Source organism: Mycobacterium sp. MAA66, from assembly GCF_041261665.1.
Taxonomy (GTDB): Bacteria; Actinomycetota; Actinomycetes; order Mycobacteriales; family Mycobacteriaceae; genus Mycobacterium.
On the sequence record NZ_JBGCCC010000004.1, the window covers coordinates 1 to 13,944 of the forward strand.

Consider the following 13,944-nt stretch of genomic DNA (forward strand, 5'->3'; position numbering starts at 1 on the left):
GTAGGTGCGGACGCGTTGCACGGTGAATCCGGCGACGCCGACCACGGCGATGATGAGCAGCGGAATCCACATCCGCTTGGCGAACCGGCCGATCACAGTGACATCCCCTCCAACACCTTCGGTGCACTCCGTTCTCGATGCGCATCGCGCTGTCGCCGGCAGATGGTCCGGGACCGCGTGACACAGACGGGTTGACTCGTCGTCCCCGTCACTGCCATCTAATCTGCCGATCGGCTGATTTAGAATATCTACGTCTATAAACTTAGACAAGTTAAGCGAATGGTTTCGGCAGGTCCAACGCCAATCCGAGACCTTCTGTGTGATGGACGTGACTATCGGTCAGCGACTGTGACGCGAGCGGAGGGTGGGCCAGTGGCAAAGTCAGTGGGGCCGCGCGGCGCGGCGCGCGGTCGGGTCATCGAGGCTGCTCTGGTGCTCTTTGCCGAGCACGGGGTCAACGGCACGTCGCTGCAGATGATCGGCGACCACCTGGGGGTCTCCAAGGCGTCGGTGTACTACCAGTTCCACTCCAAGGACGAGATCGTCCTGGCAGTCATCCGCCCGGTATACGCCGAAATCGAACAGCTGATCATCGACGTGGAGGCGCTGCCGGCCGGGGAACCCCGGCGTGATGCCGCGGTCGCCGGGCTGGTCGAGCTGGCCGTCCGGCACCGACGGGTGACGGCGATCTTCTACCGTGACCCAGCCATCGACATCCTGGTCAGCAGCGATCATGAGTGCGATGCCATCAACGAGCGCTTCAAGAAGGTGCTCGCCATGGCTGACGAGGATGTCGATACCCGCGTCGCCATGTCGCTGGCGATCTCCGGAATCTATGGCAGTGCAATGGATCCGGGCCTGCAGGACGTAGCCGATGACGACTTGCGCCGGGCGCTGCTGCAGTCGGCCCGACGGCTGGTGTGCAGCAACGTCTGAGGCGTTACTTCGCCGGCGTGTGGAGTTGGCCGGCCATCCACGGCAGGGCGTCGGAGAACGCACGTTGGGCGAACTGCCAGGTGTGGAAGCTGACCAAAGTGTGGATGGCGCAGTCGATGTTCACCGATTTCGCGACGGCACACAGGTCCTGAGCGGCGCCAGTCTGGTCGGCGTCGTGCCAGTCGTCGTGACCACCGAAGCCTAACGGGGTATCCGAATCCCGCTGCGGAGCATGGAATTTCCCGAACGGATTCTTGTCACCCAGGTCGGGTTTGATGGTGTCGGCGAACCATCCCGAAACACCTTGATAAGGACCATGTTTGCGCATCACGGTGGCCGGGTCGAAGGCCGCCCACCGTTCGGCGTCGCCCGCGTAGAGCCGCTCGATGGTCTGCTCCTTGGTACCGGCGGTGGGACCGTGATCTCCGGCGATGTCCACGAATGTGCTGAACAATTCGGGGTGCATGACGGTCAGATCGATGGCGCAGGTGCCGCCCATCGACCATCCGACGACGCCCCAATTGGCCGGGCTGGCCGACGCTCCGAATTTTGAAACAACATAGGGCCGAACATCTTTGGTGAGGTGATCGGCAGAATTACCACGTGGGCCGTTGACGCACTCGGTGTCGTTGTTGAATCGGCCACCGGAGTCGACGAACACGAAAATCGGGGCCATGCCGGCATGCGCCGACGCAAAGCCGTCGATGGTCGCCATCGCGCTGCCGCTGCGCATCCAGTCCGCCGGGGTGTTGAACTCGCCGGCGACCATCATCACCACGGGTAGGGCCGGCGGCGTCGGGCCGGCGAACCAGGCCGGAGGCAGGTACACGTACTCGCTGCGGTGCTTGAAGCCGACGGTATCGGGGATGGTGACCTCGACCAGCTTGCCGTCGGTCGGTGCGGTGCCGCGGAGCGACGGGAGTTCGGCGGCCTCGACCTGATGGGGTAGCGGCCCGGCGGTCACGGCGCCCCAGGCCGCCTGCACCGTCGGGTAGTAGCCGACCCAGCGGTTCAGCGACATCAACGCGGTCAGCGCCGTCAACGGGATCAACAACACGGACACGACCCGCCGCCACCACCGCGAGCGGCGCCAGCCGAATACGGCCAGCGTGATCGCGGCCGCGGCGAGCGCTGTCCATACCCACAGGTCCAACGGAGCCGGATCGGACGCGAGACCCTCGGAGTTCATATAGGTACGCGCGGCGAGCGCGACCGCCACCCCGAGCGCCGCACTCACCGGTACCCAGACCAGCCACCACCGGCGGCCCAAGCGGGCCAGCACCAGCACCAGCGCGACCACGCTGACCAACTCGACGGTCAACGGCAGCCAGCCACCGAGCAGGGACACGCCATGGACGATCGCCTTGATATCCGGCGGGAGTTCGGTCAGCTGGGGCAGCGCCGGGGACGGACTGGGCGTCGGAACGGGCGTGGGCACGGGCGTGGGCACGGGCGTAGAACTAGGTGGCACAACGAAACATTCTGGCGACCGAAGCTGAGGGCCGGGTGAGCAGAGCCCACCCGGCCTCCAGATCACTCGGCGATGAAAACCGGGATCAGTCGGTCGGTCTTGGTCTGGTACTCGGCGTACGGCGGGTAGGCCTCCACCGCGCGATCCCACCAGACCTGACGCTCGTCGCCGTCGAGTTCGCGAGCGTTCAGTTCCACGACCCTGCTGCCGTCCTGCGCCGTCAGCCGCGGATTCGCCTTGACGTTGTAGTACCAGGACGGATGTTCGGGGGCGCCGCCCTTGGAGGCGACCAGTGCGTAATTGCCGTCGTGCTCGACACGCATCAACGGAACTAGGCGCTTCTTTCCGGACTTGGCGCCGGTGGTGGTGAACAGCACGACAGGGCGGTCGAGAATTTCGACGCCGTCGGTGGTGCCCTGCTCGAGGATTCGTTCGGTCTGCGCGCGTACCCAGTCGGTGGGGCTCAGTTCGTGTTCAGTCACGCTGCTCCCAACGTCGCCGACTCGGTGGGTTATTCCGGAGCCAAGTTGACGAAGCGCGCGGCGCGGCTGGGTGCCGTGGCGTGGCCGGCCCGGGCCTGGCGGTAGCCGAGCAGACCGCCGGCGGCCGTCAGCGTGATGATCCCGGCAAAACCGGGCACCGCAACCGCGGCGACCTCACTCATGCCGGCTGCGCGCAGATACTCGGGGTAGCCGGACCGGAACTCCGGCTGGGTGTCGAAATGGTTTGCGGCACTGAAAATCTGCTCAGGCGGCTTGGGCGGTGCCGCGGGCGTACCGGCCGGCAGTACCGGGGCGTCCGGTGCGATGTCGCGGGGCAGCGGGTCCGGGCCTGCGGCCTTCGGCTTACGGACGGCCGGCGATGTGGTGGTGCGCAGGTAGTGGTCAGTGGGCAGCTGCATCGGCAGGGTTGACGTCTGGCTGAAGTCGAACTGCATGAAGGGCAGTCCGTTTGCCGCCGACGCAAGGCCGCTCACCGCCTGCTGGAGCGGGGTGATGACTGCCTCGGCGATGGCCGGCAAGGCGGACATGCCGGGCAGCGGAATGGCTGCGGCAAACACCGGGATCTCCGTCTTCAGCACGTCGAGTGCGGTCAGCGGGATCTGTGCGACGAGGTTCGGCAGGGAGACCTTCTGCGGCGCGGTCGGCGAGTTGGCCGCGGCCGTCGTACCGGTCTGCGATGAGTCGCTCGGCGGGGTCGTAGCCGCGCTCGGCAACTGGTTGCCCGAGGTGGGCGCGGACCTCGGGGGCTTGGTCTTGGATGACCCGCCGGAGGTGCCTTTGCTGTTCTTCGGGTTGGTGCCCGACTGCGGGTTGCCACCGGTCAGTGCGCCGGTGATCGTCCCGGTGATCTGGTTGATGGTCTGGTTGATCTGGCCGGGCAGCCCGGCGAGCGGGTTCGGCGACCCGGTACCGCTGCTGGATGAGCTGGGACCGCTGGTAGTGCTCGAGCCGCTGTCGGACGACGACGACCCGGACGTCGAACCGCCCGAAGATGACGATCCCGACGAGCTGCTGCCCGACGTGCCACTACCGCTCGACGAGCCGGAGCTGCTGCTTGATGAGCCTGAGCCGCTACTGGACGAGCCCGACGATGAGCTGGAGCCGTGGCCCGACGAATTCGATCCGTGGCCCGACGAACTGGATCCGCCGCCGCTGGATGAACCCGAGCTGCCACTGGACGAGCCCGAGCCACCACTACCGGAGCCCGAGTGGGGCAGGGCGAACGCGATGGCGGCGTTGGTGCCACCAGCCAGCAGAGCGAGGCCGACCAGGCCGGTTGCGGCGGTCAGCCGACGGTGCAATGTCACCCGCTGCTCACCTCCGTCTTGGTTGGGCCTGCAGTATCGTACCCCAATTTGACGGTAATGAGTTTGCTGTTCCGTAAATTATCGATTAGCCGAAATTGCCCGGTGAGCGGCGGTTGTCGGGGCGTGGACGGCCGCTGTTCGGTGTTGCCGGGCGGCTTCCGCGGAGCCCCGAATTTCGCGGTGTTCATCGACCTCATGGACGTTTCCCAGGCCTAATTGCCCGGCTATCTGACCGCAATGCGGGCGGGGCGATTGGGGCGTGCTGGCCAATCGCTGGAAAAAAGCTGTAGATATGCTGTGACCTCGCTATTTGGGGCCTTGTATGACTAGCCTTGCCATACTTCAATACGGTTAGCCTAACTAGGGTCAGCAAAGATTTGTTGGTGCGTTGGGCCAGGCAATTCAGGGGCTGGTAAACGGTATGACCACACAATCCGGTGCGCGTCGGTCCAGGGCAATGCGTTTTGGGGCTCTGGCGGCAACGGTTCTGACCGGGTTCGCGTTATCTGGCTGTGGCAACGATGCCAAGCCGTCGACACCGGCCGGACTGGATACCAACGATGCCAAGGCGCTCAATGACAAGCAGTTCTCCGGGGACAAGGATGCCGCCGCCCGCCAGGCGCTGAACCCTGAGCCCGGCTCGTTCCTGGCCGGCAAGAAGTCGGTGTCCACGGTCTCGCCGACCACCCCGGACAACGGCGACGTCAACCCGTACGCCATCTGGCCGGTGACCGCCACGATCGGCAACCTGCACGCCGGCGATGTGCTGGTGGACAACTTCAACAACAAGTCGAACAACCAGGGCACCGGCACCACCGTCGTCGCCGTGCATCCGGACAAGTCGATGGCGCCGTTCGCCACGATCCCGGCCAATCTGCCCGGCTGTCCTGGCGGCATCGGCCTGACCACCGCGATGGTGGTGTTGAAGGACGGCTGGGTACTGGTCGGCAGCCTGCCCACCACCGACGGGAAGCTCGGCACCTCCGGTCCGGGCTGCCTCATCGAGCTGAATCCGATGGGCCAGGTCGCCGGCACCATTTCCGGCGATTATCTGAACGGGCCGTGGGACGCCACCGTCGACGACCACGGTGACACCGCGACACTTTTCGTGACCAACACCCTGGGCGGCGTCAAGGACGCCGGCGGCAAGCTGGTCAACCAGGGCAACGTGGTCCGTCTGAACCTGAGCCAGAGTCCGACCAAACCACCGGCGGTCACCGGTCACACCGTGGTCGCGGACTCCTTCGGTGAGCAGGAGGACGCCTCGGCCCTGGTGAAGGGGCCGACCGGATTGGTTCTGGACCCGGCCGGCACGTTGTATGTCGGGGACAACCTGGGCAACCGGGTGGCGAAGATTCCGAATGCGTTGACCCGCAACGATTCCGCGCACGCCGGCGACACCCTGAGTGAGGGCGGTCAGCTGGCCAACCCATTGGGTCTGGATCGCGCGCCGAACGGAAACATCTTGGTGGCCAATGCCACCAACGGCAAAATCGTGGAGATCACCCCGGATGGCAAGCAGGTCGGCGAGTACTACGCCAATCAGGATGTGGCGCAGGACCCGCCGGGCAACGGCAATCTGTTCGGCATCGCGGTGAACCAGTCCCACGACGGCATCTACTTCGTCAACGACGACACCAATACGTTGTCGCTTCTGCACGGATGAGCGAGCAGTCCGATCCGGTAGCCGAGGGACGCAAGGGCCTGCTGTCTCGTCGAAATATCTTGCACGGCGGTCTGTTTGTCGGCGGGGCGGTAGTCGGCGGTGCCGTAGGGGCGACCGCCGGCGCTGCGATGGCGCAGTCGCCGTCGGGTCCATCGCCATCCGATGTCGAGCCGTTCTACGGACGTCATCAGAGCGGTGTCATCACCGATACCCAGCAGCACACCGTGATCGCCGCGTTCGACCTCAACACCGACAAGCGCGATCATGTGGTCGAGGTATTGCGGCGCTGGAGTGATCTGGCCGGGCAATTGACCCAGGGACAGTCCGCGACCATCCCGATCTACGAACCCACCGATGTGGTGAACGCCTACGCGAATACCACCGCGAAGTCGACGACCTCAGACTCGCTGGACACCTGGCAGACCGGTCCGAATCGGCTGACCGTGACCATAGGATTCGGCCGGAATCTGTTCATCCACAATGGCATCGATCGTTTCGGCCTTCGCTCGCGGCTGCCCGAGCAGTTGGTCGAGTTGCCGCACTTTCCCGGTGACCAACTCGCGGCCGACCAGAGTGACGGCGACCTGCTGGTGCATGCCTGCGGCGATGACCTCCAGGTGGTGTTCCACGCGGTACGGGCGCTGGCCCGTATCTCACCGGATATCGCGGTACTGCGTTGGACACAGATCGGATACTCACCGAGCAATGCCGCCGGAACACCACGAAACCTGATGGGGTTCAAGGACGGAACGCTGAACTCCAATGCCCATCCGCCCAAGGACCTGGACACCACCCTATGGGCCGGCAACGACGGCCAGGACTGGATGCGTGATGGCAGCTACCTGGTGTATCGGAGGATCAGGATCACCCTGGAGCACTGGGACCGGTTGCCGGTCGCGGCGCAGGAACAGGTGGTCGGACGGCAGAAGGTCTCCGGAGCGCAGTTGGGCGGTACCGACGAGTTCGAAGCGCTGAACCTGGACGCCCGGAACTCCGAAGGTGCCCTGCATATTCCGCAGACCGCGCACGTCCGGCTCGCCGCCCCGGAGACCAACAACGGTGCGGTGATCATCCGGCGGGCGTTCTCCTACAACAACGGGACGACGCCGTTCACCGAACGCTGGCCACCATGGCGGCAGGCGCTGGAGTATGACGCCGGACTGTTGTTCCTCGGCTATCAACGGGATCCGCGAACGGCTTTCGTGCCGATCAACCATCGGCTCTCCATCAACGACGCGCTCACCCAGTTCACTACCCATACCGCCAGCGCGATATTCGCCCTCCCCTCCGGCGCTTCCGGGCCCGGGCATTGGGTCGGCGAGGAACTGTTCGGCTGAACCTCTACCAGCACCCAGATCGGAGCACCGTGAATTCCCTCATCGGCAAGCGTCAATTGGCGCTCAGTGCAAGTATTTTGGCGGTCTTGGTCGGTGTGGCGGCGGGGTGCGGCAGCAAGCCGGCGCAGCCGCAGCCGTCGCAGCAGCCCGCGCCCGCCGGAGAGCTGACGTTGTACTCGGCGCAGCATGCGCAGACCACCAAGGCATTGGTGGACGGCTTCACCAAGCAGACCGGCATCAAGGTCAACGTGGTGTCCGGCGATGAGGCCACGACGGTGGCCAAGATCGAGCAGGAGGGCGACAAGTCGCCCGCCGATCTGGTGTACACCGAGAACTCGCCGTGGCTGGCCCAACTCGACCAGAAGGGACTGCTCGTCAAGGTCGATGACGCTGCCCTGAGTGCGGTGCCCAAGGCCGATAGTGCCGCCACCGGAAACTGGGTCGGGGTATCGGGCCGGGTCTCGGGTATCACCTACAACCCGGACAAGGTCCCGGCAGACCAGTTGCCGCACTCGATCCTGGATCTTGCGGGCCCGCAATGGAAAGACAAGATCGAGATCGCACCGGGTGAGACCGATTTCTGGCCGTTGGTCAGCTCGGTGCTGCGCGCCAAGGGCAAGGATGCGACGTTGGCCTGGCTCAATGGGCTGAAAGCCAATGCGGGTGCCAACGACAATGTGCCGTCGAACGAGAATCTGGCGGCGGACATCAACCAGGGCAACACCGGGCTGGGCATTTTGAACAGCTACTACTTCTACCGGCTGAAGAAGGAAGTGGGTGACGAGGCGGTCAAGTCGCAGTTCGCCTACTTCGCCGACAAGGACCCCGGATACGTCGAGAACATCTCCGGTGCCGCGATACTGAAGTCCAGCAAGAACCAGCCCGCGGCGCAGAAGTTCTTGGCATACCTGACCAGTCAGTCGGGTCAAACCGTGATCGCCACCGGAGACAGCTTCGAATACCCGTTGGTGTCGGGGGTGCCCGCGAACCCGGCGCTCAAGCCACGAGACCAGTTGTCGCCCAATGACTTCAGCGTGGCTGATCTGGGTACCGGTGACGACGCCAAGGCGTTGCTACAGCAGGCGCAGCTGTTGTGAGCTTCGCCGGTCATGCTCGCGCGCCGATGCCGGTCAAGGGAATTCTGACCCTGGCCGGCATCGGTGTGGTGGTGTGTGTGGTTGCGCCGCTGGCCGTGGTCATCGCCAATGCACACGCCGCAGGCTGGCCGGAAGTTCATGACGTCCTGTTCCGCGCGAGATCCTATGGCCTGTTGAAGAACACCATCGTGCTGACCGCGCTGGTCGGGGTCGGCTCGGCCGTTGTCGGCACCGCCGCGGCACTGTGTCTGGAGCGGTCGGGGTTGCCGTGGGCCCGGCTCTGGACCACGGTGTTGATCCTGCCGATGGCCATGCCGGACTTCGTCGTCGGGTTCGCCTGGCATTCGCTCTGGCCGACCATGGATCCGCTGGTCGCGGCCACGGTGATCATGACGATGTCGAGCTATCCGCTGGTCTTGCTTCCTGTTTCGGCGGCTCTGCGCCGTGCCGACGCGAATCTGGAGGATGTCGCGCGGGGATTGGGATTGGGCCCGGTCGCGGTGTTCGCCAGGGTGACGTTCCCGGCCGTCAGGACCGCGATTGCCGGTGGCACGCTCCTGGCCGCGCTGGCCGTCATCTCGGAGTACGGTGCGTTCGAGGTAGTCCGATTCCACACCTTGACCACCGAGATCTTCAGCGAGTTCAGCTTCGATCGTCAGGGGGCCGCCGCGCTGTCGATTCCACTGGTGCTGTTGGGGTTCGTGTTCATCGCGGCCGACGGGGCGTTACCGCGGCGGCGCACCGGATTCGCCGTCGCGGCCGGTGCGACGCGGGCCGGGGCGCTACCGCGACAGCTCGCGGTGGTCGGCTTCACTGCCATCACCGTGATCGGCGTGATGCTGCCGGTGGGTGTGCTGCTGTATTGGATCGAGCAAGCCCGCCGTACCACCCTGCCGGCCGTGGCGAGCCTGTCCGAGGCCACCGAGACGACGTTCGGTTACAGCGCTGCCTGCGGAGTGGTGGTACTGGCATTGGCCACGCCGCTGGCGTATCTGGCGGTTCGGTATCCGTCCCGATTCACCATGGCGCTACACAACATCACGTTCATCACCCGAGCCGTACCGGGCGTCATCGTGGCGGTCAGCTTGGTGTATCTCGCGATCAACTACTTCTACCCGTTGTACGAGACCGGCTGGATGGTCATCGCGGCGTACGCGGTCCAATTCTTTCCGCTCGGCCTGGTGTGTGTGCATTCCACCGTGGCGTCGCTGCCCCGGCAGTTCGGCGAGGTGGCACGGTCCTTGGGGCGGGGCTCGCTCTACGTGTTCACCAGGGTGACCCTGCCGTTGATCGGCCCCGGTCTGCTGGCCGGCTTCTGTTTGGTATTCGTCACTGCGGCAACGGAACTGACCACCACATTGCTGTTGGCCCCACCCGGCGTCAAGACGTTGGCCACCCAATTCTGGGCGTTCCAGTCGGAGAGCTCATACTCGGCTGCTGCGCCCTACGCGCTGGTGATCATCGCGGTGTCGGTGGTACCCGGTGCCATGCTGGGGTTGTGGTTCGATCGGCGCTCCCAGCACGCAACCGTCGCCGCGGAGCCTGCACCGGCCCTGGAGGCGGTGTCATGAATGCGATAGCCGTGCAGGGCGGGCGCAAATTCTACGGCCGCACCTTGGTTTTGGACGGCATCGATCTGACCGTGCCGGCCGGATCGATCACCGCGATACTCGGTGCGTCCGGCAGCGGCAAGACGACCCTGCTGCGCAGTATCGCCGGGTTCGAACAGCTCGACTCGGGCCGGATCATCATCGCGGACAGGGTGGTTGACGACGGTTCGAGCGTGCTGCATGCCCAGCATCGCGGTGTTGGATATGTGCCGCAGGACGGCGGCCTGTTCCCGCACCTGCGGGTGCGGGCGAACATCGCTTTCGGGCTGCGCCGTGGCGATCGTGGTCGGGTTGTCGAACTGGTATCCATGCTGGGCCTGGACGGGCTGGAAAACCGTTTCCCGCATGAGCTTTCGGGCGGGCAGCGGCAACGGGTCGCGCTGGCCCGGGCGCTGGCACCGAGGCCCGCGGTGGTGTTGCTCGACGAACCGTTCGCCTCTCTGGATGCGGCGCTGCGCGTCAACCTGCGCCAGTATGTCGCCCGGGTGCTGCGTGATGTGGGTGCCACGGCGATCGTGGTCACTCATGACCGAGACGAGGCGCTGACCATGGCCGATCAGATCGCGGTACTGCGCAATGGCCGCATTGCCGGAGTCGGCGGTCCGCGGTCTCTGTACGCCGAGCCACCGGATGAACACGTTGCCCGATTCCTCGGTCCGGCCAACCTACTACCAGCGAAAGTTATTGCCGGGCAGTTACATTGCCAGGTTCCGATCACGCACGGCGCACTGAACCTGGACGACGGCGCCTACACGTTGCTGCTGCGTCCCGAACATTTGACCGTCGCGTACCAGCCCGATTCGGAGGGTGCGCAGGCGACGGTCGTCGCGGTGGACTATCGCGGCGGGAGCTCCGGGCTCACGTTGGATGTGGATGGCGCGCCGGCCACCGAACTGGTGGCCGAGGTGTCCGGCGACGATGAGGTGGCGGTCGGACAGCGGGTGTGGGTCAGTGCCATCCAGGGTGATGTCGCCTGGCCACAGGATTGAGCCACGGGTCTTGTTGGTGGCCGGTCGGCGTCCTAGCGTGATCGGTGTGGCGACGACCGGCTCGGATCCCGCGCAGATCCGTACCCGCAATTTTGCACGGGTGCTCGGACCGTTCTTCTGTATCGTGCCCACGACGGTGGCGATTCGCAGCGAATACATGAAGCAGTTGTTCGACGAATTCAAGGCAAACCCCATGTGGCCGTGGTTGTTCGGGGCCATCCTTTTGATGTTCGGCCTGCTGATCATCGCGTTCCATCAATTCTGGCGCACTCCGGCGGCAATCATCATCTCCGTGATCGGCTGGATCATGCTGGCGCGCGGCATCATCCTGCTGACCGTCCCCACCGCCTATGACCAGGCGGGCGATGCGGTGTACTCCTCACACGCTTCGCTGTTCATCTGGGTGGTGTTCGCCGGGCTGGCGTCGTGCGGGCTGTATCTGACGTATGTGGGATGGAAGCCGGTCAAGCATGATGACTAGTTCTGTTCGCACCGGCGTGGTTGCCCTGCGCCGAAACACCGGGTGAACATCAGGTAACCCGACGCTACCGGGTCAGGTCGGTGTCATCGACGGTACGTAACCTCGCGGTGGCGATACCGACGACGAGGAGTGCGCGACATGCTGGATCTGCTGGATACCGCAATACGCATCGGCACGGGTCTCGGCCTGGGCGCGGCGATCGGTATGGAGCGGCAGTGGCGATCCCGCAACGCGGGGTTGCGGACCGCCGCGTTGGTGAGCTTGGGCTCCACGCTGTTCGTATTGATGGGCGGCTACACCTTCGCCGGGGTGCATGACGCTGACCCGACCCGCGTCGCGGCCCAGGTGGCCTCTGGCATCGGTTTCCTGGGTGCCGGCGTGATCATGAAGCAGGGAGCCAACATCTCGGGTTTGAACACCGCCGCGACGTTGTGGGCCACTGCCGCGGTCGGCGCACTGTCCGGCGGCGGGATGATCAAGGAGGCGGCACTCGGGGCTGTGGCCGTCATCGCCGCGAACATCTTCCTGCGGCCGCTGGGCCGCGCGCTGGATCGTAATGAGGTGCCCGGTGGCGAGGAGAAGGTGCCGGCCGAGTACCGGTTCGAGGTGCGGTGCCCGACCAATGCCGAGGCGCATATTCGCGGCCTGGTCTTCGACGCCATTCATCGGCCGGACTTGACCGTGCAATCGATTGCCGCCGTTGATCTTCCGGACGATCAGGGGGTGCGGATCACCGCGACGGTGATCGCCGACGAACGCGACGACCGTCGGATCGAGGCAGCACTTGCCGATGTCCTCAAGGCGCCTGAAGTCACGTCGGTGCGATGGACCGCCGATGACATGGACGACTTCGACTGATCAGTTGACGCAGGGAACGCCGTTGCCGCTCAACGGCTTTCCCTGGTCGGGAATGTCCGGATCCTGCGCCGAGGTGGTGGGCTGGCTGACGGTGGCACCCGTCGACTGAGCGTCGGCCACGGCCGGTGGCGGGTCGTACTCGTTGCCCAGGATGATCCTGATGTGGCCGGGCTGTTCGTGATCGCTGGGTTGCGGTGCCGAGGTGATGGCCAGCTGGTCGGCCACCTGCTTGGCGTCCGACGCCGCGCCGGGGCCGTAGTCGATCTGGGTGGTGGTGGGCTCACCGGGCTGTGAGTTGCGGACGTCGCCGGTGGTGAAGCCGTGCGTGCTGAGCGCCGAGGCCACTGCTGAGGCCAGTCCGGTCATCTGTCCGCCGTTGATCACGTCGACCGTGCTCGCCGGCGCGGCCGGAGTGGTGGAGGTGAGTGGATTCTCGGAGAAGGCGGCGGCCACCTGGGTGCGGATGGAGTCGGGGTCGACGATGTTCACATCTTGGCCGTTGACGGTGTCGTAGCGCAGCACCGGCAGCGTGCGGTATTCGATGTTGGTACCGGAGATGGAACCCAGACGCCGGAACACGTCGTCGGTCCAACCGCTGGACAGCACGATGTCCTTACGGGCCACCGACATCAGGTCCGAGAACTTGCCGATATTGCTGAACACCCCGCCGCTCTGCAGCTTGTGCATCACCGAGGCCAGGAACGCCTGCTGTCGGTGGGTGCGGTCCAGGTCGCCGTTGTCCAGGTTGTGCCGCTGACGGACGAAAGCCAGTGCCTGCGATGGGTTGAGGGTCTGTGGACCGGCCGGGAAGTCGGCGCCGGAGAAGTCGGTGTCCGAGACGGCGTTGTTGAGGCACACGTCGATGCCGCCGAGGGCCGAGGCGAGGTCGTAGAACCCGGCCAGGCTGATCTCGGCGAAGTAGTTGACCTTCACGCCGGTCAGATCACGAACGGCGGCGATGGTCGCCGAGCGTCCGGCCTCACGCCCCTTGGTTTCCAACTCGTGCAGGTCGGTGACGCCCTGGTCGTTGAGTTTCTGCTCGACGTCGGCCTTCTTCAGGCCGTACGCCTCTTTGATCTTGATGTGCCGGTACCCGGGGATGTCGTCGACGGCCACGTAGTCGTCACGTGGGATGGAGAACGCGATCACCCGATTGTCGGACGTGACGTGCACCAGGATCAGGGTGTTGGTGTTGTAACCGCCGCTGTCGGAGTCGCCGGCGTGCAGTTGGTCCAGTAGATCCTGAGGCAGTTCGTCGCCGTTCTGATCACGACGCGAGTCCAAGCCGATCAGCAGGATGTTCATGTCACCGTTGACGTTGCCCGAACCGGGCAGGTCGATGCCCAGTGCGTGCGAGATGGTGAAACCGTTGATCACGCCGTGGATGCCGTACCAGGCCACGCCGGTGAATGCCAGCACGGTGGCCGACACGAGAGCTACTACCAGGCGCATACGCGGTGGCGTCCCCCGCTCGAGCCGGACTGGTTTGCCATCAAAACTCCTGAGCAACAAAGAGGCGGCGAAGACCAGTCGGCCGCGAACCGTTATGACTCCGGCAAAGCCGGGTGTTCGTGTCAGCCTACAAGCCAGAGGGAGCGTCCTGCGGTAGGCGGGATGGCCGTGGCGGGCGGTGAAGCAGTGATTTTGAGCCGAATTTTTAACTTACGTCAACGCTGAAATTTTGTGACT

At 65.0% G+C, this 13,944-nt stretch carries 14 protein-coding genes; 9 read left to right on the forward strand and 5 right to left on the reverse strand.

The annotated features are described in order from the left end of the window. A partial coding sequence (locus ABIA30_RS14245) for an MmpS family transport accessory protein (protein ID WP_370067096.1) occupies positions 1-72 on the reverse strand: 72 nt, incomplete at its 3' end. 300 nt (positions 73-372) lie between these two features. On the opposite strand from ABIA30_RS14245, the gene ABIA30_RS14250 reads away from it, so the two are divergent. Further along, on the forward strand, positions 373-936 hold the full coding sequence (locus ABIA30_RS14250; protein WP_370066370.1) for a TetR/AcrR family transcriptional regulator: 564 nt from the start codon (positions 373-375) through the stop codon (positions 934-936). A 4-nt stretch (positions 937-940) separates the two neighbouring features. Here the strand turns inward: ABIA30_RS14250 and ABIA30_RS14255 are convergent, their stop codons facing one another. The 3 genes from ABIA30_RS14255 to ABIA30_RS14265 form a co-directional block, all read right to left on the reverse strand. Continuing rightward, complete coding sequence (locus ABIA30_RS14255; RefSeq protein WP_370066372.1) at positions 941-2,386, reverse strand: alpha/beta hydrolase; 1,446 nt, start codon at positions 2,384-2,386, stop codon at positions 941-943. Positions 2,387-2,469: 83 nt separating this feature from the next. Then, the gene (locus ABIA30_RS14260; RefSeq protein ID WP_370066374.1) at positions 2,470-2,889 is read right to left on the reverse strand and encodes a nitroreductase family deazaflavin-dependent oxidoreductase; all 420 of its coding nucleotides are present in this window, start codon (positions 2,887-2,889) and stop codon (positions 2,470-2,472) included. 29 nt (positions 2,890-2,918) lie between these two features. After that, on the reverse strand, positions 2,919-3,437 hold the full coding sequence (locus ABIA30_RS14265; protein WP_370066376.1) for a hypothetical protein: 519 nt from the start codon (positions 3,435-3,437) through the stop codon (positions 2,919-2,921). Here ABIA30_RS14265 and ABIA30_RS14270 point away from each other — a divergent pair. The 8 genes from ABIA30_RS14270 to ABIA30_RS14305 all read left to right on the forward strand — a co-directional run bounded on the left by ABIA30_RS14270 (position 3,403) and on the right by ABIA30_RS14305 (position 12,255). Then, on the forward strand, positions 3,403-4,269 hold the full coding sequence (locus ABIA30_RS14270) for a hypothetical protein (RefSeq protein WP_370066378.1): 867 nt from the start codon (positions 3,403-3,405) through the stop codon (positions 4,267-4,269). The genes ABIA30_RS14265 and ABIA30_RS14270 overlap by 35 nt on opposite strands. Before the next feature lie 405 nt (positions 4,270-4,674). Continuing rightward, positions 4,675-5,883, forward strand: coding sequence for a hypothetical protein (locus tag ABIA30_RS14275; protein ID WP_370066380.1), 1,209 nt, complete (start codon positions 4,675-4,677; stop codon positions 5,881-5,883). Then, the gene (locus ABIA30_RS14280) at positions 5,880-7,220 is read left to right on the forward strand and encodes a Dyp-type peroxidase (protein WP_370066382.1); all 1,341 of its coding nucleotides are present in this window, start codon (positions 5,880-5,882) and stop codon (positions 7,218-7,220) included. The genes ABIA30_RS14275 and ABIA30_RS14280 overlap by 4 nt, the downstream gene beginning before the upstream one ends. A gap of 29 nt (positions 7,221-7,249) precedes the next feature. Beyond that, positions 7,250-8,317, forward strand: coding sequence for an extracellular solute-binding protein (locus ABIA30_RS14285; RefSeq protein WP_370066384.1), 1,068 nt, complete (start codon positions 7,250-7,252; stop codon positions 8,315-8,317). After that, positions 8,314-9,888, forward strand: coding sequence for an ABC transporter permease (locus ABIA30_RS14290; RefSeq protein ID WP_370066386.1), 1,575 nt, complete (start codon positions 8,314-8,316; stop codon positions 9,886-9,888). The genes ABIA30_RS14285 and ABIA30_RS14290 overlap by 4 nt, the downstream gene beginning before the upstream one ends. Further along, positions 9,885-10,916: an ABC transporter ATP-binding protein gene (locus tag ABIA30_RS14295; RefSeq protein ID WP_370066388.1), complete on the forward strand. Its 1,032-nt coding sequence runs from the start codon at positions 9,885-9,887 to the stop codon at positions 10,914-10,916. Before ABIA30_RS14290 ends, ABIA30_RS14295 begins: the two co-directional genes overlap by 4 nt. A gap of 46 nt (positions 10,917-10,962) precedes the next feature. Then, positions 10,963-11,397, forward strand: coding sequence for a hypothetical protein (locus ABIA30_RS14300; protein ID WP_370066390.1), 435 nt, complete (start codon positions 10,963-10,965; stop codon positions 11,395-11,397). 138 nt (positions 11,398-11,535) lie between these two features. After that, the gene (locus ABIA30_RS14305; RefSeq protein ID WP_370066392.1) at positions 11,536-12,255 is read left to right on the forward strand and encodes an MgtC/SapB family protein; all 720 of its coding nucleotides are present in this window, start codon (positions 11,536-11,538) and stop codon (positions 12,253-12,255) included. Here the strand turns inward: ABIA30_RS14305 and ABIA30_RS14310 are convergent, their stop codons facing one another. After that, entirely contained in the window at positions 12,256-13,707 is a 1,452-nt protein-coding gene (locus ABIA30_RS14310; RefSeq protein ID WP_370066394.1) for an LCP family protein, read from the reverse strand. Positions 13,708-13,944 lie beyond the last annotated feature (237 nt).

Excerpts from the sequence above, each read along its gene's own strand:
- ABIA30_RS14270 (WP_370066378.1), top strand. The coding sequence starts at position 3,403 with ATGACTGCCTCGGCGATGGCCGGCAAGGCGGACATGCCGGGCAGCGGA.
- ABIA30_RS14265 (WP_370066376.1), bottom strand. The coding sequence starts at position 3,437 with ATGTCCGCCTTGCCGGCCATCGCCGAGGCAGTCATCACCCCGCTCCAG.
- ABIA30_RS14275 (WP_370066380.1), top strand. The coding sequence starts at position 4,675 with ATGCGTTTTGGGGCTCTGGCGGCAACGGTTCTGACCGGGTTCGCGTTA.
- ABIA30_RS14280 (WP_370066382.1), top strand. The coding sequence starts at position 5,880 with ATGAGCGAGCAGTCCGATCCGGTAGCCGAGGGACGCAAGGGCCTGCTG.
- ABIA30_RS14295 (WP_370066388.1), top strand. The coding sequence starts at position 9,885 with ATGAATGCGATAGCCGTGCAGGGCGGGCGCAAATTCTACGGCCGCACC.
- ABIA30_RS14305 (WP_370066392.1), top strand. The coding sequence starts at position 11,536 with ATGCTGGATCTGCTGGATACCGCAATACGCATCGGCACGGGTCTCGGC.
- ABIA30_RS14310 (WP_370066394.1), bottom strand. The coding sequence starts at position 13,707 with ATGCGCCTGGTAGTAGCTCTCGTGTCGGCCACCGTGCTGGCATTCACC.